The sequence below is a fragment of the Serratia sp. 14-2641 genome, assembly GCF_001692375.1.
Classification (GTDB): Bacteria; Pseudomonadota; Gammaproteobacteria; order Enterobacterales; family Enterobacteriaceae; genus Chania; species Chania fonticola_C.
On sequence record NZ_LXKR01000101.1, the window covers coordinates 102407 to 120426 of the forward strand.

The window sequence follows — 18020 nt, forward strand, 5'->3', positions numbered from 1 at the left end:
CAACCTGTAAACTTCATTTAATTAATATAAAAAAACACAATAAAATCATATAATTGTAAAAAATTTCACTTAAGATCAACCAACCTTAAGAAGATGCCTAGATCGGTATATTTGAGCATTAATCGACATTAATCAATTTACTAATCAGAAAAATCTTGATAAGTTTTATAACGCAAGACCAGGAAGAGCCTGGTTCCTGGCAGCTCAACGGTGATGCTTTAACAACCAACAAGAAAAATCTCATTTAATAAATTGTATGCTATCCGTTGTTTTTTGTTTTAATAACGCTTGTGATTTTGAACAAGGAAGTAAACGAAATGACTAGTAACTGTAGCGGTTATTATTATCTCATCGGTGACAACGTTGAGTTCTGGCCTGAGGAAAACTTGCTTTACTCTCGTGTCAACGGTGAGAAAATCACGCTATTTATCGCAGCCTCACGCTGCCTTCAGCTTTTATTAAGCCAACAAGGTGAGCTGGTTCCTCAGCGGGATCTGTTTGAAGCCGGATGGCAAAAAAATGGCTTAGAGGTGTCTAACAATACCTTTTACCAAAACATCCTTATGTTACGTAAAGGATTAAAGCTTGCCGGCTATGAGCAAGCAGTGATAAAAACAGTGCCCCGCCAGGGCCTTACCATTCCCTCAATGGTTCCGGTTGCAAGAATAATACCGGAAATGAGTACAGCCTCTGCCGGAGAAACACCTCTTGTGGAGGAAAACCAACCGCTAATCTCTAGCAAAGTGGATAAAAAAGCATCCTCTCGGCCTCGCCACGTGTGGGCAATATTGCTTAGTCTCTCTTTTGGTATCGGTATTGTGCTGTCAGCTGCATGGAATAGCTCAGAGAACAAGAATTTCTTCTCTAATTTTAACTTCGTAGGGAATATAGAGCAGTGTTCGGTCTATCTCCACAACGGCCAGACATCGTTGCAGTCCTACATGCAATTTATTGCGCAAAACAACTTCACCTGCCAAAAACAGGAAGTTGTCTACTTTACCGCCAACCCATTGGTTCCACGTGCCTCAGTAATTCGCTGCGAATGGCCATTTGCTTCAGGGACAAAGAATCTCTGTATTTCTGAATATTATCTGGAGTGGCAGCATAATGAATAAGCCCCAACTGTTCGGCGTATTTACACTACTCTCTTTGTTGTTCCTGTTGCTCGCGCTGGGGGCATACCGCCTCTATAGCCAATATCAGCAAACACATTTTAACTGCGAAGCCATGCTGCTGGTTCACAAAGATGATGCGGAGCTGGCCCTTATGGTTAACTTTATCTTCCAAGGTAATAATGGCATCGTCAGTCTGAAGGGAACCCTTAAGGAGGGCGACAAGACCACTAGCGTAAGCAGAAGAAACTATTTTGATTTCAGTCAGATAAAAACAGTTTATCACCTTAAGTCAATCTCGGCAGTGACCACACCGGCCGACAACAGCGACGCCAAAGCTCTCGCCCGTTACCTCCCTCTTTTTTACCTGGAACCGGGGCTGAAGTTCGACTTCACCGCTTACCCCACATCTAAAGAAGGGTATGTTTTTTCTACCGGACAGGTGCCGTCATTTTACTGTGCGCGTAGCTAAAAGCTTGCAATACGTGGATAGGGGCATTCGATTAGTCATTCCGCACGCGTGATAGCAGAGCTTACGCACTGAGACTGCGACATTCCCTCTCCAGGCCCACAAAGGGGCGCCGTCTGCCGCCCCCGATTGGATAACCCATAAAAACAGCATTACGCTCTCATTTGAGGGCCGCTTGGCGGCTATTGGGGAGTGGTTTTGCAGGTGGTCAATTGGCCTTCGTACTAAGCGAGCTTTACCCTGTCGTATCAGTAAATTGCCCCTCACCCTAACCTTCGGAAAAGACTGGATACCCCATGAACACGGGTTTTGGGGAGAGTGAGTGAGAACAGAGCCGTGGGCAGATGCAGGAGATAATTTGCAACACGTTAAGTCCCCTTTCCCGATGGGAAAGGGGGTGAGGTGAGAGGCAGATTAATCCATCAAGGCAATGATCCAGGCGCTACCCTGTATGGCTCCCTCGCCGGTGATATTGCTCAGTTCACTACTCACCGTATAGGAGTTTACCTGTTTAATCTCGGTGGCAATTTCTTTGCCTTTTTGCCTGGTTTCATTATCCATAATCGTCAACCTGGTCTGCGCCCTCACCGCCCCGGTGCTGTCTTTAAGATCGAGCAATCCATTGGCGTTCTCCTGATAAGAGATTTCGATATGGGCTTTGATCGGCGTGGAGCAGGTATAGGTCAGTTGCTGGGTAGCAATATGCGACGGCACATCTGAAGCCAGCGTGCCATGATCGATGTGTATACTCCCCGAAGACGCTTCACAGACGGCAGGAACCATGATCGTGCCTCCCTGCAGGTTGTAGGGGATGGTGTAAATCGCTGGTCGGCCTGCAGGGGTCGCACTTTCAAATGCCCTCGCATAGCCCCCCAATACCATAGCCGGAACGGTGATCAGGTTATCGATCGGCCGCTTGTCTAAGTAAAAGGTTAACGTAATCGGGAACGCGTTAGTTAACGCCGTAGAGAACACATTCGTGGTACCGCGAACTCCGCACACCCAATCTGACACGTTACTGGCTGAATCCCAGCTCGTGTCGGGAACAGCCCCTGAAGAGTATGACATCGACAGATTTCTATTGACCCGATAGCGGCCTATAGACGCATCCCATGGGAGGTCGATAAAAGAGCGATGGTACATCATGACGGAAGGTATAGTGGAATAGTTACACTTTACCCTGCCGCTCACCGTGGAGCTCTCTATCACGAACTCACCAATCTTGCCGACGCTGGCCATGCCCGCGACATTAAGAGCAAAAGAGGCACCGCCGTATTCCGATTCCACCTTATAGGCCAAGCTCTCCCCTGACCAAACGGCCAGGCCCATCAATACCCATGTTAAATGGGTAACGCCATGCCACCGCATACCCGTTCTCCTGCTTTAAGGATAAGTCATCATCATATTGGCCGAGGCCGTAAACTCGCCGCCGGACAGGGAAGGCAGATCGGCCGCCACTAGCTTCGCCGTTAACGTCATCTCCCCAGCACGGGTCACCACCACTGGGAGCCACTGGCTGAAGTCCGCTTTTTGGGTTGCCACCCGCATTTCAATCCCCAGCCCCTCCATTGAGGTGGCCAGAATATTGCTCCCCAAAGCCCCGAATGAGCTTGGCCGCAGATACATTCTCAGCTTCCCGTTGCTTGGTATCCCATCCGCACAGGTGAACTTAAGGGCAATGTCTTTTTGCGCTTCAGCCGTATTGACGGTCGCCAGCGGCAGTTCACCAAAACGGACCTCAAGCTCCCCATTCTGCCCATCGCCTGTCACCTCGCAGGCCGGCTTGATAATGATCGCCGACACGTTAACCAGCACATCCGCGTGGCCGAAGGCATTCCATAACAGCGCCATCAGCCCAATACTCCATTTACAGGTTTTCATTATCTTGCTTCCCTCTTGCCTGGTGGCCGCTAGACGTTTACTCGAACGCCATCTCTATCATCACGGTCGAGGAATAGCTGCCTGCCTTTACCTTCCCCACCGCCCGCGCGTAAACGCCAAACTGGAACCGGTTTACCGAGCCATCACCGATACTGACAATCTGCCCGGCAGGAACGACTTCCCCCAACTTGATTGCTTGCCCGTTACCATCGGTCAGCCCCAGCACCAGATCGGTATCCCCCTCGGTGGCCAACAGGGTTTCCCCTTCTACCACCTGGATGTTGGTGCTGCTAAACGTCAGCTGCACCATTTTGGCCAATGTCGCGGCCGAACAATTGGTCAGGCTAACCAGGAAGGGATTGACCGCCGTACGGCCATAGTTTTCGAAGTATTTGATCGATTGCAGCTGGAGGGGGACCTCCTGAGACTGATCTCCTTGCTCAAATGAACAAATCTTCTCGTTCAGCGTGCCGCTAAACTTCAACTCCAGGCTTCCTGCTGCCCCACACTCACCGATGGAGAACAATGCGGATAGCGCGATCGCCCAGGGCCACATACGACGTTTATTCATCTCTTCCTCTACTTGGCAACGCAGCGGTTGCCGTTACAGCGGAACGTCAGCGTAGGGCGGCCGCCGTAGTCGTTGATATAGGTCAGGTGCGGGGTGGTGAAATGACTACTTTTCACCTGTGTGCTGCTTTTCGGTGCAACCATTACGGACTCAAAAGCACCGTTTTCTGCCTGTTGCTCCGTGGCACCCACACCAATCACCGTTATGTAATAAGGTGTCGGGTTCTCGATACGGTAGCCGTTACCCTCGGCATTCAGCACCAGTTGGTCCTGCCAGACTTTGCCAGGGGCTGCCACGATCCCTGCCGGGCGGTAAAACAGCTTGATCTTGGTCTGTAAGGCCACCTGCAACACGTTGGGTTTGTCGCTGCGCGGTGGCACTTCACGTAGGTTAAAATAGAACAGCGACTCACGATCTGCGGGTAGTTGCCTGGCCGCTGGCGTGGCCATTATGCGCAGCATCGCCTTGTTTCCTGGCTCCAGACGTTGCACCGGCGGCGTCACCACCAACGCTCCTGCCATCAACTTCTGTTGGTTTTCATCTTCCAGCCAGGTCTGGGCCAGATACGGCAGGTTTTTGTTCTCATTGCTGATATTCAGGCTGATGGATTTCTCACTGCCGTTAAATACCGCACGGGTGCGATCTAGCGCTATCGCCGCTTGCACGGTGTAGGAAGTGGTCATCAGCAGGGTGGCGCACAGCACCGCGTTGTTCATTACTTTCATTTGAATATGCTCATACTTGTGTTTCGGGTCACTGACATGTCGGCTATTTACGACACGGCAGTAGTAAACTGTCCTGATCCAGGATCTGTGGGAGCGTGGCATAACACTGGATTTCCCCATCCCAGCCGACCGACAGCCGGTCTTGTGGCGAAATACCGGTTAACCAGGCCAGGCCGCCGTCCGCCACGATCCCCACTTCTCTTCCTTTGGGGTCGTTCACGCTGGCACCAAACGGAGGGAAGTCACCGTTGGCCAGCCGCAGGACCGCAAAGGCCTTGGCCCCTTTAACCACTGCAAATTTACGGTAGCCAATCGCCCCTTCAGTCAGGGCAATTTCCATCACGCCCTGGGTCGCCTCTACGTCATCAGCCAGCTTGTTGACGTCGATCCGCGCGGTGGTGCGGTAGTAACTATTCACATTTGCCAATACGCCAATGCCCAACGAATTCGTCACCACTCGGCCGCCATCCACCGGCACGCCGCTAACACCATCGGTATCGACCATCAAACGGGTCCTGCCGTTATAGCCACCGGAGTGCATCGCCACCCCCTTACCGGTTGCCGTCACCCCGCCATTGGCACTAAAGCCCAATGAGGAGTAGCCCCGCGTCTCCAGTGCAACGTTAGCGCTCAGGGAGCCTATCCCACCGTTATGGGTATACATACCGCTGAACTGACCGCCATCCCGCTGATTGTTACCGTAATCAAAACCAGCATTCACGCTGTAACTGTCCAGCCCCACTCGATCGTAATAACCCAGCCGATGCCCGTAACGCTTACCGCTGTAGGTGCTGTTAGCACTGATCGAACCGCTGCCTAAAGGCAGGGATAACATCAGGCTGACCAGGTTTTCCTGACGCCCCATGTACTGGCTGCGCGCCACGGTGGCATTTAGTGAGATAGTGCGTAACCCCAGCGTGAGCAGATCAAAGTTGCTGCCCACATTCACGCCGTACTGGCGCGTGTCACCGCGATCCCAATAGGTCTGGCGCTCGTAGTTCAGCCCGATCGACAGGGCATCAAAGCGCTTGTTGGCGTTGATCTGATAGCGTTCTTTCTGGTGTTCCCGATCGCCACCGTGATAGCGGGTATCCAGAAACTGCTGCATGCTCATGTAATCTTTTTCGGAGAAGCGGTAGCCGGCAAAGGTCACATCGGCCTGCGCCACATCAAAATATTTTGAGTAGCTCAGGCGCCAGGATTTACCGCTGAGATCCTGGCCATTCTGGAATTTGGCCATCGACTGCGTTACGTCCAGCGCCAACGCCCCCATCAGGAACAGATCTCGCCCGGCCCCCAACGCCAGCGCCTGATATTCGCGCGACATCGTGGCCCCACCATATACCGACCAGGCGTTGGAAATCCCCCAGGCCATCTCGCCTGAAGCAAACGTAGGGCCTTCTATATCGTGCTGCCAGCTGCTAGGCCGACCGGCCATCACCTGATAGCGGATCTGCCCTGGGCGCGTCAGATAAGGTACCGAGGCGGTCGACACGCTGAAGGTTCGCTCTTCCCCGCTCTGTTCGGTGACTTTGACATCCAGGGTGCCGCGAATAGTATTGTCCAGACTCTGAATACGAAACGGCCCGGCAGGCACCGTACTTTCATAGACCACCCGCCCTTGTTGGGTCACAGTGACTAACGCATCCGTCTTGGCAACGCCAATAATCTCCGGTGCATAGCCCCGCAGCCGGGGTGGCAGCATTTGATCGTCACTCGCCAGAGCCAACCCGGCATAACGCCAAGAGTCGAACAGTTGGGAGTTGACGTAGTTCTCGCCCATCGTCAGTGTCGACTGCCACTGAGGAATGGGCCGGAACAGATAGACGCGGCTGAATTCGAACGAGCTATCCGTAGAGCTGTGGCTTCCCGCCGAACGGTTATAATTTGCCTGATAATCCGCCCGCAAACGCCAGGCATCTAAATTGGCCCCTACGGTGCCGTTGATGCTAGCTCTTTGCTGCTGACCTTGCCCAGGCTGGCGGGATGTCGTGACGTTGGTGTTGTAGTCCAGCATCATGCCGGATAGACCGTGATCCCAGCGGGAAGGCGGCAGCCAGGAAGCATCGGAATACTCCAGCCAGGCCTGCGGCATATTGATATTGAGCGTGCCGGCCCCAACGTTGGGGGTCAATAAGGTGCCCTTCAGCGCACTGAAGTCCACGCATTCCCCGTCATGCCAGTAAGTCAGTTGTTCTTGGGCAGATTGCAATAAACCCAGGTGTTCCACGACGTTCGGTGGTAAGCAGGCCTGAGGAAAAGCGGTGTCTTTCGTGGCCCCAGGCTCAGCATCTGGCAGGTAGAAAGGGATGCCAATCTCATTGCCCCAACTATCGCCATTGAGTGTGATCCGCATCTGGTAAACGCCGGGCAAAACGTAGCCGACCTGCGAAAAGCGGGAGAAATCGATATTCGCTTTATCCTCTGTATCTAATACATCTGTATTAAACTCAACGGCCGCGGCCTGCTCTGTCGCCAAGCTCAGGCATACCAATAAAGCAATACGGCCCACCGCAAACCAGCCTTGGTTCATCGCGAATAATCCTTATCTAACGCACGCCATTTTAATAACGCAATAACGTGAATACGGTCGTTTAACCCCAAAAAAGCGCTAGCTGCACAGGCATTGACATCGCTTAGGCGCTATTCGTAACTCATGAAGAACCTTAAGATGGCGTGATACTCTCCCGCCTGTAACGGTGTGCCGTCAGGGAGCAGTTCAACGGTATAATCTAATTGGGTAAAATATTGGCCCGAGTGATTAACGTCCGGTTGTTTTTTATAATGCATGGACAGTTTCTTTCCGGGGTAAAACGTTTGGTGAGAGGTATCCCGGATCTTTAACCCAATACCCTGGGCACGTCCGGAAGGCTGAAATAGATCGCTATGCGTGCCTTGAGTCCCCTCAAAGCGAATATAAAGTGCCGGATCGCGGCTCTGATCTGGCGGTAAAGAGCAATTTTCCAAATGAATAGAGAAAGGGTAAACCGACGAAGCCCCATCTTTTAACGCCAACAGAGACTGCTCATTCAGGCTCAGCGTCTGGTATTGGCTTTCTAACGCAATCGTACATGCAGAGGCATGTACCGCACCGCTTAGGGTCGTGAGCCCGCGCAGAGGACGCAACCGCCCATCCTCGTTTTCGATGAGAGCCAGCGCTCCCCCCCAGGCATTGCACACCATGGTTAACAACAGTAAGCATCCTAACCTGCATCGCATACGGCCTCCCGATATCTTGCCGCGCAAGCACCCTGGCTCACGCGGCAAGCCTTTACCAGACTAGAACTTACTTGTAGCTAATCTTGAAAGTGGTAGAGGCAGTGAAGTCACCAGCGGTAACGTCATCGGTAGCTGCTTTCTGTGCAACAGCGGTATAGGTCAGGGTGTTGTCACCATCGATCAGACCAGTAAGGGTTTTAGCAGTACCGAAGGTGATATTGCTGATACCGATAGCCAGGTTTTTAGCTGAACCATTGGTACCCAACAGGTTTTGACCTGCCAGTTGGTCTTGGCTGGTGAAAGTGATTTCAGCCGTTTTCTTGGCCGCTTCGGTACCCATGTTGCAGTTTTCCAGTTTGATATCAAACGTACGTGCAGAAGTTTCACCCGCGTTCAACTGAGACATGGACAGCTCACCGAAATCCACCTTGATATCGGTACCATCCTGGCCTGGAGCCAAGTTACACGGAGCATCAACTACGCTGCCTTTAAAGGTCACTTTACCGGTGTTACCCACGAAAGAACCTGCCGCGTTAGCACCGAAAGAAACAGCAGCAACAGCAAACAGAGTAGCCAGAGAGATCCGAGATAAAGTCATTATATAATTTCCTTTCATATTAAATTGGCAAGCAATATGTGGCCTGCACTCCCACAGATAAATATCCAGCTCTGGATAGGTATTTATCTCTGTAAGTAATTTGATATATTTTTATAAAAAAACGAAACCTTAACTTTCCACGTCGCCACCGTAATAAGCACGCAGGACATTATAAAAATCAACTTTATTGGCGCAGCCGATTTTCTTCATCACTGAGACTCGATGGCTACTCACGGTTTTTGTATTAATCCCTAAAATCACACCAATCATTTTTGGCGTGTAACCACAAAAAATGTAATAGCATACTCGCTTTTCTCTATTACTTAATGCCGTGAGCATTCCTTTAGGGAAATACTTATCACGAATGGCCCAAACATTATCAGGTACATCGGTGATTTGTGCCAATACATCGGTATTACACTCACTGACCGCGACAAATACCACCTTATCCATATAACGCTGTTCAATGCTTAGCGACAATATATTTAACAATGCTGCACTGGCAATAATCACCATAAGGATATGGCGTTTTTTTTCGCGAATCATTTTAGTAATTAGTAACACGCTACGTGCAGAACCATCGGAGAGGGTATGCTCAAAACTGATATGCTTATGTTGCTGTTTCAATTTATGCAAACTAAAGCTAACACCTTTGACAAAATAACTGTTATCGCTAGCGATATGAAAGGAAATTTCCTCAAAATTATTTTCGTGGCACTCCAAACTGACGCCATCCACATAAAATCCGTTATCTATTGCATTATAAAACATATCGTAAAATCCATATAAGCTATTATCCATTGACCTCTCACCTACCGATGAAAAGTTGAAAGCATGTTAGACATAACTCACTGACCAGCATAATCAATTTATCTCAACCTTCATTCAAGCCCACAAAAAAACAATAAAAAAATCACTATAAATCAACTGGTTGATATGAAAATAATTTTATCTCAAGATCACTTAACACTTAAGAAGCAAGATAAGATCCACGATAAAATGCTAAATATTTACCTTAATCATCATTAAACAATTTACTAATCAGATTATTCTTGGTAAATTTCAGCCGAGAACCTTCAGGGATGGCGAAAAACCAACCTTGTTAACAGATACCCATACTTTAACCACTAAGAAAAACCTCACAAATTGCTTACAATATCAGATATTAAAACCCCATTTAGTACCCAGTTAGATTTGAGAATGGAGATACAGAAGTGACGATGGAATGTAACATTTTTTATTACCTTATCAACAATTGTGTCGAATTCAGACCCGAGGAAAACTTGCTTTACTCACGGGAAAACGGTGAGCGGATTACACTTTTTTTCGCGGCCTCACGCTGTTTGCAACTGTTGCTAAACCAACAAGGGAAGCTGGTTTCACAACAGGAGTTGTTTGATATTGGTTGGAATAGAAATGGGGGCAGTGTTTCTAACAATACGTTTTACCAAAACATCCTGATGTTACGAAAAGGATTAAAACTCGTGGGTTGTGAACAAACCGTGATCAAAACGGTGCCTCGCAAAGGGCTTACAATACCGTTATCGGTGGCGGTGGAGAAAATAGAGGGTAATCCCCCCCCACTCCCAATTGAAGAAGAAGGAAAGGCGCTCGAAGAGGATAATACGCTCTCGCCCCCTCAGGTTAACAGCAAGAAAGAATCACGCATCATCACCCCTTGGTGGATGACAACCCTCAGCGTATTTGCCTGCCTCGGAATGTTGCTATTTGTCGCGTGGCACTCGTCCAGCCAGGATGCCCCACTCACCAACTATAACTATGTCGGCAAGATAGATCAGTGCGAGGTCTACCTATACAATAGAGGAACTTCTCTAAGTACTTACCAGCAGTTTATCACGCAAAATAAAGTCGACTGCTCCGAGCAAAATTTTGTCTATTTCACCATCCACCCCATACTCCCCCGAGCCTCGGTGATCCGCTGTCAACACCCCTTTGCTTACGGTGAAAAAAACCAGTGTTTCACTGAGTACCAGTTGGAGTGGAAGGCCGTCGAATAAGCTGCTAACCGCCTGACCTGGTTATCCTGGAGCGCGGCCTGCTTTTTGACTCTCGATATTAGGGGCTTATCGCCCCTGATATGGCCCATTAGTCTGTGTTTAATGTTTTGTTAGCAGGCGGATAATGCCTAATTTTAGCCTCTTTTATCGCCATAACCCACTCTCTCCTCACTCAAGTCAGCCTGGAGCGTCACTATCTAGCACGTTCAGCCTTCAGCGACTTTTGTTGCACCTGCTTTCATTACGTCCATTCGCGTGCCCTTTTTTAACCAGCCAGCACAACAACACCTTTATCCATATCCATAAGTCGCAAAAAGACAGCCCGGAAATACAGCGGATTATTCGGCAGGTCACGGGTTGGTCTAATGGCTAAAACAGAAAACCGGAGGAAAGAGTCTCTTTCCTCCGGTGAGGACATCACCGTGGTGTGTTTATAGAACATCCACCACAACAACCGCAGACCCGCTAAACGCGCCAGCCTTTACAGTCCCCCCCGTGGGGGCGAGAGTAGATTCAATCTGCACATCTGCCGAACCATTAATGGTAATTGGCGGTGGGAATTTCGAGCCATTGATGGTGATAGTCGATTGTATTCCATTGCCGAAACCGGTGGTGTTCTCCGATAGCGCGGGTACAGTTATCACAACTTTAGCTGGAGTCGGGCACGTTATCGTCGCCGTCAGACTCGCGGTATTCCCTGCTATGGCAGTGCCGTCCACCAGTCCATGGTCGAGAACTGTGGGCCCGGTTATATCGCACCCGGTGGTGAAGGGTCTGAGAACAGTATTTACGCACGAAGTTGTCAGCCTCGCATTCGTGTTGTTAGGACCTTCATAGACAACACAGGTGCGAGTAATTCCTGTGTTCGCATTAATACGGAAGGATTTACCCTTCCAGCTCCCCCCTGTTCCGAGCCCCGTTTGCTTCATTAATTCCTTTTGGAAATCCCCCCATCTAGAGTAATTCTTAGCGTAGCTTTGAGTCGAATAAGTAAAGGCACAATAGGTATCTGTGGCATAAGCATTCCATCCAACATTATTCTTGGTCACACACACGTTAAAGAACGAGGTCGAGCCCGGGCGGATGTTTGTTGTATCGTATTGTTCGACACCGTCGGTATAGGTGAAGTACAGCTCTAGTGTTGTTTGGTCGAATTGCGCGCTGGTGATGATGAACCCGGCAAAGCTGGACGTACTGGTCATCAGGCAGAGTAAAGCAATTAGCGATTTCATTCGTTTCACGATGTCGTACATAAAGTTAGTCTCGATTGCAGAATAGGCAGGCAGCTAAGCGGAGGAACAGTTGCTACTGGTACTCCAGCGCAAAGGTCGCGGTGGCAGTAAATGCCCCCTCTATTATCCCTTGGTTGGCCTTGGCCACGGGCTCTGCCTGCACATACGCCTGCAGCGCAATCACCATGTTGCCCTGCGTCAGCGGCGTGGGGGAGCCCTGGATATTGAGCGGCAACGCCTGGCCAGCCCCCGTTTCTATCCCCACCGCCACTCCGCGGGCCACGCTGGCAGCATCCAGCGCCAACAACCCAGGCAATGCCGTGCTCTCGGTGCCCATAAACGTCAGCTTCACCCCCGTTGCCACCGCCGTATCACAGTCATCCAGATGCAACGAGAACGTCTGGCTCGGGGTGCGCGTATGGGTGTAAAGGAACTTGTTAACCAACGTGCCAAAATTCAGCTCTATCGCCTCGTCACCTGGGCGCAGGGTGCAGGGTGCATTTACCAACGCCCCTCTGAATTCCACGTTCTCGACCGCCTGCGCCGGTGCGCAGAATAAAAATGGGCAGGTCAACAGCAGTGCCAGACCGATCCGTGGTAACTCTTGCCATTGCTTCATCAAGCGGCTCCTATTGATATTCCGCCAGCAACGTGGCACGGGCAGTAAATGCCCCGGGGACCGGTGGCTGCGCCGGATCTGCTACCGGCACTGCGCTCAGCCCCGGGAGTGATTGCACGTTAACATTATTAAAATACGAGTTCTGCCAAGGGAACGGTAAGCCACCCTCAAGCAGAATACGGATACCCAACCCCGTCAGATTGGTTTGAATGGCAGTGGCGTCAAAACTGCTCGGGGTCCCCTTGAAACTCAACTTAACCACCCCTGCCGCACTGCAATCAATCTGGTAAGGAATCGGCTTGCTGTAGCGCACCCCGTCGAGATTGCGGATCACCAGATTATCGCCAAAATCCACTTCGATCGTTTCACCGTTATTGATAGTGCAGGGCAGTGCCTCCACCAGGCCGCCCTGAAAGTTCACCTGCACCGCCTGTGCTGGCTGCACCAGCATGCCCAGCAACATAGCTAGAGAAACTGTTTTACCCGTCATTGTTCATCCCTCACTGATAGTCCACCAACAGCGTGGTAGCCGCGGTAAAGGTTCCCCCGCTCAGGGTGCTGGACTTAGCCTTAACCGGGACTGCCGTCAGTGCAGGGCGAGCCGGGTTGGTAAAATTGAGCCAGGTATTCATCGGCAGCTTGGCGCCGTCACTGCGCAGTTCCAGTCCCAGATTGGCTTTGCTGGTACCGAGCACGCTGGCATCAAAACCTGCCCCACCGCCCTGAAATTGCAGTTTCAGCGTTGCGGAGGTCGCGCCACTACAGTCCAGCGTATAAGTGATGGGCTTTTCGTAATTAACCCCATTTATCCGCCCGGCCAGCATATTGGTGTCAAAATCCACTGAAATATCGCTATTGCTGTTAATCACACAGGGCGGTGGCACCACCAAGGTACCGGTGAACTTGACGTCCACGGCCTGTGCCGGTAACGCGCTACCCAAAGCGGTCGTCAGGGCCAAAACAGGCCATAACGCTGTGAGCTGTTTCATAACACCTCCACCAGCAGCGTTGCCGTACTGTTGAATACCCCGCCTGGTAAAATGGCCCCCGGCCGTTTCACCGGCACGGCACTGATGGCAGGCGGCGTGGCCGAATAGCTGAAGGTAAACCATTCACCCAGCGCTAACGCACTGTTGTCCGGTTTCAACAGCTTGATCCCCAGATCCGTAAAGTTGGTTGCCAACACGTCAGAATCAAAGCCGCTGACCGATCCCTGGAACCGCAGACGCAAGCTGGAAGTGCTGCCGGTACAGCTCAGGGAAAACGGCACTGGTGTGGCATAGTTGTTGCCATCAATGCTGGTGGTTTGCAAGGCACTGCCAAAGTTCACGTCAATCGTGGTGTTGCCATTCACTATGCAAGCAGGTCCCGTCATCACGATCCCCTTGATGGTGAGCGCAAGCTGGTTGCTGGCCTGTGCCGTAGCCAGGCACAATGCCAGACTCCCCGCCGTACCGAGGGCAGTACACATTAGGCTCCTGAGAACGGAGCGCCCCTTAAGCCGATAAACCAACCTATTCATAGCTCAGCCTGAAGTTGACATGGGCCAGATACGCGCCCGCTTGTAGCGGCGCCCCGGTGCGCTCCGGCGCGATATAGTAGGTCAGCACGTTGCTGCCCGGTGTCAGTAATTGCGGTTGCCCAGCCAACCCGGGCACGACGTCACGGCGGGAGGCGTCCGTCAGGCGCAGCCCCATACCGCCCACACCGCGCGCCAGGAACAGATTGGGCTCGTGGCTATCCTGCACGCCGGTAAAGGTCAACGACACTGCGGGCTGATTGGTGCTCCAGGTCAGGTTGCCCTGCTGGTCACGATTGTTGGCCGCGCTACGCAGGCAGTCTTGCAAACGCAGTTGTACCGCCACCGCCGTTCCCCGATCGCCAACGTGTTGCAGGCGACCCGTTCCCACATCCCCCAACTCGACCGACTGGTCGGCACTGCTCATCTCCAGGCGGCAGGCGCTTTCGGCCAGCGCTCCCGACACGCGCAGAACACCGTGCTCACCGTCGATCAACCCCGTAGCAGTCTGCGCCACCGGGGAAAACAGGGCAGCCAGTACCATTCCGCTCTGGACGCAGTACTTTGCCACCAGGCCGGGCAGTCTTCTCTTTTCCATGATTGCTTTCCTTGTTCTTCCTTCACGGTTCATGCCCGCCGGGCACCCCCCATAACCACCACTGACGCCGGGTGATTATTTGTCGCGCTTGCTTTCATCCACTTGGCAGCTGTTACCCCCGCAGCGGAAGGTCAGCGCCGGTTGACCGCCGTAGTCATTGACATACACCAGCACCGGGGTCGCCCCTAACGCCGCCGCACTGCCGCCCAGTTTGACGCTGCCCTTTGGTGGCACCATCACCGGTTCAAAACCTTTCACCACTTCACCTTCTTTCTTGGCGCTGGCACCAATCAACGTCACAAAATACGGCGTTGGGTTGTTGACGGTGTATTGGTCACCATTTTTGCTCAGCGTCAGTTGCTCCTGATACGGCGTCGCCTGCTGCATGGCCGCCGCTTCGGCTAGTGCAGCCGGGCGATAGAACATCTTGATGCGCGTTTGCAGCGCTATCTGCAATACGTTCGACTTGTCGCTTTTCGGCGGGATTTCCCGCAGGTTGAAGAAGAACAACGATTCACGATCCTGTGGCAACATGTTGGCTCCCGGCGTTGCCTGGATTTTCACCTGCGTCTGCCCTTTTGGTTCAACACGCTGTACCGGTGGCAGCACGGTAAACGCGCTGTTCCCTTCAAGCTTGGTACCGTGGGCATCCTCCAGCCAACCCTGAGCCAGGTATGGCAGTTCCGGGTTCTGGTTGCGTACGGTCAGGCTCACTGACTTCTCATTCCCCGGGAACACTACGCGGGTCCGATCCAGCGAAATGGCCGCCTGCACAGACGGAACCAATGTGGCTAACGCGACTCCTGCCAACAGGCTCATCACAAAAAATCTTTTCATCATCATTACCTATACTCTTCCTAACGGACGCCATCTCGGCAGGCTCAAAAGCCTGCGCACGATGACGCCCTTGACTGTTCATTGGGTTTAATTAGCTGCCATTATCCGTTTACACAAGGCAGCAGCAGGTTGGCGGTCATCCCCGCCGGTATTTCCTTCGGCAGCGTAATGCGGCACTGTTCGGCACTGTTCCAGTGCACCGTCATGGTCTCACCCGGCTTGATACCGCTGAGGTAGACGTTGCCCGCATCGTTCACCATGCCGGTTTCCTGTTGCTTGGCGTTTAGCACCGTGGCACCGAAAGGCGGTACCGAACCATCGGCCAGACGTATTACCGCCATCGCCTTCTCACCCGCCACGACTTCAAAATGACGATAGCCAATAGCCCCTTCGGTCAGCGTGCCTTGCAGCACTGAGCCGGTGGCTTGGGCGTTGTCCGCCAGTTTGTCTACGTCGATACGTACGCTGCTGCGGTAATAACTGTTCACATCCGCCACTACCGCTTTACCGAAGATATTGGAGTTGACCGTGTTGCCATAACCGCCCACTGGCACCCCTGCAACGCCATCGGTATCAATCAGCATCCGCGTCCCGCCCATTAGCGATGTACGATGCAAGGCACCACCTTCGCCCGTCAGGGTAGCTCCGCCCGACATCGACATCCCTGCCGAGCTATACTGCCCGGAGCGGTAACTGGCCATGCCATTCACCTGTGCCAGGGTTCCACGGTGTGAGTAATAGCCGCTGATATCAGCATCGCTATTCGCCATCCCAGCCCGGACCGTATAGTTGTCGGTATCACCGACCCGATCCGAATAGTTGACCGAGTTGGTATTGTCTCCCGCAGCATAAGACCCGTTATAGCCCAGCATGCCGCTGCTTCCCCATGGCATGGACAGCGACAGATACATGCCGTCATCCTTGGTGTTGCTGAAATTGTTGCGATAAGCCGTCAGCGACAGATTGACGTTACGAAAGCGGCCAATATCAAAATAGCGCGCCAGCGTCATGTCATAGCGGTCACTGGTGGCCTGGTTCCAATAGGTCTGGTGGTTGTAGTTAAGGTACCCACTCATCGCCAGCGACTCGAACTGCTGGCTGAAGGACAGGGTGTACATCTCCTTGCTACGCCCAGGGCTTATCCCATTGGCGCTATCCTTGGCACTCAGGTAATCCGCCATCGACATAAAACCACTGTCGGAGAAGCGGTAGCCAGCAAAGGTGACCTGGCTGCCGGTATCATCAAAGCGCTTCGAGTAGCTCAGGCGATAGGAGCCCCCCTGCTGAGTGCCTTGATCCGGTAGCCGAGCCCGGGACTGCGTCACGTCCGCAGACAAAGCCCCAAAAATCATCAAATCACGCCCAATTCCCAGTGACAGGGCCGAGTATTCATCCCCACCCAGCCCGCCGCCGTACAGCGACCAGCCGTTACTCACGCCCCAGGAGAACTCTCCCGTGGCAAACGTCGGCCCATTGATCTTATGTTGCCAGTCAGATGGGCGGCCTGCCGCCAGCTTGAAACGCACCTGCCCGGGTCGCGTCAGGTATGGAATGGTGGCGGTATCCACCTGGAAGCGCTGCACGCTGCCATCCGCCTCCTCAACCCGCACATCCAGTGCGCCAGAGACCGCGCTATCCAGATCCTGAATACGGAATGGCCCGGATGCGACCAGGACTTCCTTAATCACCCGCCCCTGCTGGCTAATCACTACCTTGGCGTTGCCGCGTGCCACACCGGTGACTTCTGGCGCATAACCACGCAAATTCGGCGGCAACATGTTGTCATCCGAGACCAGGCTGCCCCCGGTGAAACGGAAGCTGTCGAAGATGTCGGAATTAAGGAAATCTTCCCCCAGCGTCAGCTTGGCACGCAGCGATGCAATCGCCCGGTAGGCGGTGTACTGTGTCCAGTCAAAACTACGGGTATTCTCTTTCACCGAATCGCTCTGATGGTCGATCCTGGTCTGCCAACTGGCCCGCAGCCGCCAGGCTCCCAGATTGGCCCCGGTCACACCGTTGCCGCTGAAGTTATACCCTTGAGTACCATCCAGGTTCTGCCGCTGAACCTGGGTATTAAGGTTGTAGTCCAGCAGAATGCCAGGGATCCCCTCTTCCCAGCGCGCCGGCGGATCCCAGTTCGCACTGCTGTATTCCAGATAAGCCTGCGGGATACTGAGGTACAGCGTGTTGGTACCGAGATCGGTACGGGCCTGAAGCCCATCCAGGCTAGCCAGATCCAGACACTCGCCCTGATGCCACCAGGTCAACCCGACCAGTGCGGCTTTGGTCAGACCCAACTGGTCTACCATCTCTTTGCTCAGACAGACCTGGCTGCCTTTCGGATCGTCGTCCGGTGCCAAGAACGTTATCGGGCGTGCCGGTTGCACCTGGTTATTCAGGCTCAAAGCAAGTTCATAAGTGCCCGGCAGGATAAAACCCTGGTGCGAAAACTGGCCTAAATCAATGTTGTCACGATCTTTGAGATCCAGGACATCCGTGTTGAACTGGATTTCTTTTGCCTGGGCCACGCTCACCGCACCGAGCAAGACGCTGCTGCCCAGGCTGGCCTGACACAAGATGGCAAGCAGGGGGCGGGAAAAATAACGCACCATGAAGAGAGTC

At 52.5% G+C, this 18020-nt stretch carries 19 protein-coding genes; 3 read left to right on the forward strand and 16 right to left on the reverse strand.

Translation table 11 applies throughout. The features are described from left to right. Positions 1–317 precede the first annotated feature (317 nt). Both A6U95_RS28755 and A6U95_RS28760 read left to right on the forward strand, forming a co-directional pair. On the forward strand, positions 318–1115 hold the full coding sequence (locus A6U95_RS28755) for a winged helix-turn-helix domain-containing protein (protein WP_065686994.1): 798 nt from the start codon (positions 318–320) through the stop codon (positions 1113–1115). Next, positions 1108–1584, forward strand: coding sequence for a hypothetical protein (locus A6U95_RS28760; protein WP_065686995.1), 477 nt, complete (start codon positions 1108–1110; stop codon positions 1582–1584). The genes A6U95_RS28755 and A6U95_RS28760 overlap by 8 nt, the downstream gene beginning before the upstream one ends. 411 nt (positions 1585–1995) lie before the next feature. On the opposite strand, the gene A6U95_RS28765 is transcribed toward A6U95_RS28760, so the two are convergent. The 8 genes from A6U95_RS28765 to A6U95_RS28800 form a co-directional block, all read right to left on the reverse strand. Continuing rightward, positions 1996–2949: a hypothetical protein gene (locus tag A6U95_RS28765; RefSeq protein WP_065686996.1), complete on the reverse strand. Its 954-nt coding sequence runs from the start codon at positions 2947–2949 to the stop codon at positions 1996–1998. A 15-nt stretch (positions 2950–2964) separates the two neighbouring features. Further along, positions 2965–3462, reverse strand: a complete 498-nt coding sequence (locus tag A6U95_RS28770; protein WP_065686997.1) for a fimbrial protein — start codon at positions 3460–3462, stop codon at positions 2965–2967. 37 nt (positions 3463–3499) lie between these two features. After that, positions 3500–4033 carry a fimbrial protein gene (locus A6U95_RS28775; protein WP_083196487.1) on the reverse strand — a complete coding sequence of 178 codons (534 nt, stop codon included), beginning with the start codon at positions 4031–4033 and terminating at the stop codon, positions 3500–3502. Positions 4034–4041: 8 nt separating this feature from the next. Continuing rightward, on the reverse strand, positions 4042–4749 hold the full coding sequence (locus tag A6U95_RS28780) for a fimbria/pilus periplasmic chaperone (protein ID WP_065686998.1): 708 nt from the start codon (positions 4747–4749) through the stop codon (positions 4042–4044). A 52-nt stretch (positions 4750–4801) separates the two neighbouring features. Then, entirely contained in the window at positions 4802–7291 is a 2490-nt protein-coding gene (locus tag A6U95_RS28785) for a fimbria/pilus outer membrane usher protein (protein WP_065686999.1), read from the reverse strand. Between the two features lie 110 nt (positions 7292–7401). Beyond that, positions 7402–7941, reverse strand: coding sequence for a fimbrial protein (locus A6U95_RS28790; RefSeq protein ID WP_065687000.1), 540 nt, complete (start codon positions 7939–7941; stop codon positions 7402–7404). 103 nt (positions 7942–8044) lie between these two features. Continuing rightward, positions 8045–8575 (reverse strand): fimbrial protein, encoded by a 531-nt coding sequence (locus A6U95_RS28795; RefSeq protein ID WP_065687001.1) that lies wholly within the window; start codon positions 8573–8575, stop codon positions 8045–8047. A gap of 129 nt (positions 8576–8704) precedes the next feature. Then, complete coding sequence (locus A6U95_RS28800; RefSeq protein WP_065687002.1) at positions 8705–9376, reverse strand: helix-turn-helix transcriptional regulator; 672 nt, start codon at positions 9374–9376, stop codon at positions 8705–8707. A 419-nt stretch (positions 9377–9795) separates the two neighbouring features. Between A6U95_RS28800 and A6U95_RS28805 the strand changes: the two genes are divergently transcribed. Then, positions 9796–10593 (forward strand): winged helix-turn-helix domain-containing protein, encoded by a 798-nt coding sequence (locus A6U95_RS28805; protein ID WP_241810735.1) that lies wholly within the window; start codon positions 9796–9798, stop codon positions 10591–10593. 431 nt (positions 10594–11024) lie between these two features. On the opposite strand, the gene A6U95_RS28810 is transcribed toward A6U95_RS28805, so the two are convergent. The 8 genes from A6U95_RS28810 to A6U95_RS28845 all read right to left on the reverse strand — a co-directional run bounded on the left by A6U95_RS28810 (position 11025) and on the right by A6U95_RS28845 (position 18010). Then, positions 11025–11846: a PapG chaperone-binding domain-containing protein gene (locus A6U95_RS28810; RefSeq protein WP_065687004.1), complete on the reverse strand. Its 822-nt coding sequence runs from the start codon at positions 11844–11846 to the stop codon at positions 11025–11027. 52 nt (positions 11847–11898) lie between these two features. Further along, positions 11899–12444: a fimbrial protein gene (locus tag A6U95_RS28815; RefSeq protein ID WP_065687005.1), complete on the reverse strand. Its 546-nt coding sequence runs from the start codon at positions 12442–12444 to the stop codon at positions 11899–11901. A 10-nt stretch (positions 12445–12454) separates the two neighbouring features. Further along, a complete protein-coding gene (locus tag A6U95_RS28820; protein WP_065687006.1) occupies positions 12455–12934 on the reverse strand; it encodes a fimbrial protein in 480 nt (159 codons plus the stop codon). A gap of 10 nt (positions 12935–12944) precedes the next feature. Further along, on the reverse strand, positions 12945–13433 hold the full coding sequence (locus tag A6U95_RS28825; RefSeq protein ID WP_065687007.1) for a fimbrial protein: 489 nt from the start codon (positions 13431–13433) through the stop codon (positions 12945–12947). Next, positions 13430–13915: a fimbrial protein gene (locus A6U95_RS28830; RefSeq protein WP_065687008.1), complete on the reverse strand. Its 486-nt coding sequence runs from the start codon at positions 13913–13915 to the stop codon at positions 13430–13432. The genes A6U95_RS28825 and A6U95_RS28830 overlap by 4 nt, the downstream gene beginning before the upstream one ends. Before the next feature lie 43 nt (positions 13916–13958). Further along, positions 13959–14561, reverse strand: coding sequence for a fimbrial protein (locus A6U95_RS28835; RefSeq protein ID WP_083196489.1), 603 nt, complete (start codon positions 14559–14561; stop codon positions 13959–13961). 75 nt (positions 14562–14636) lie between these two features. Then, positions 14637–15398 carry a fimbria/pilus periplasmic chaperone gene (locus A6U95_RS28840; protein WP_065687100.1) on the reverse strand — a complete coding sequence of 254 codons (762 nt, stop codon included), beginning with the start codon at positions 15396–15398 and terminating at the stop codon, positions 14637–14639. 101 nt (positions 15399–15499) lie between these two features. After that, positions 15500–18010 (reverse strand): outer membrane usher protein, encoded by a 2511-nt coding sequence (locus tag A6U95_RS28845; RefSeq protein ID WP_065687010.1) that lies wholly within the window; start codon positions 18008–18010, stop codon positions 15500–15502. Positions 18011–18020: the final 10 nt, after the last annotated feature.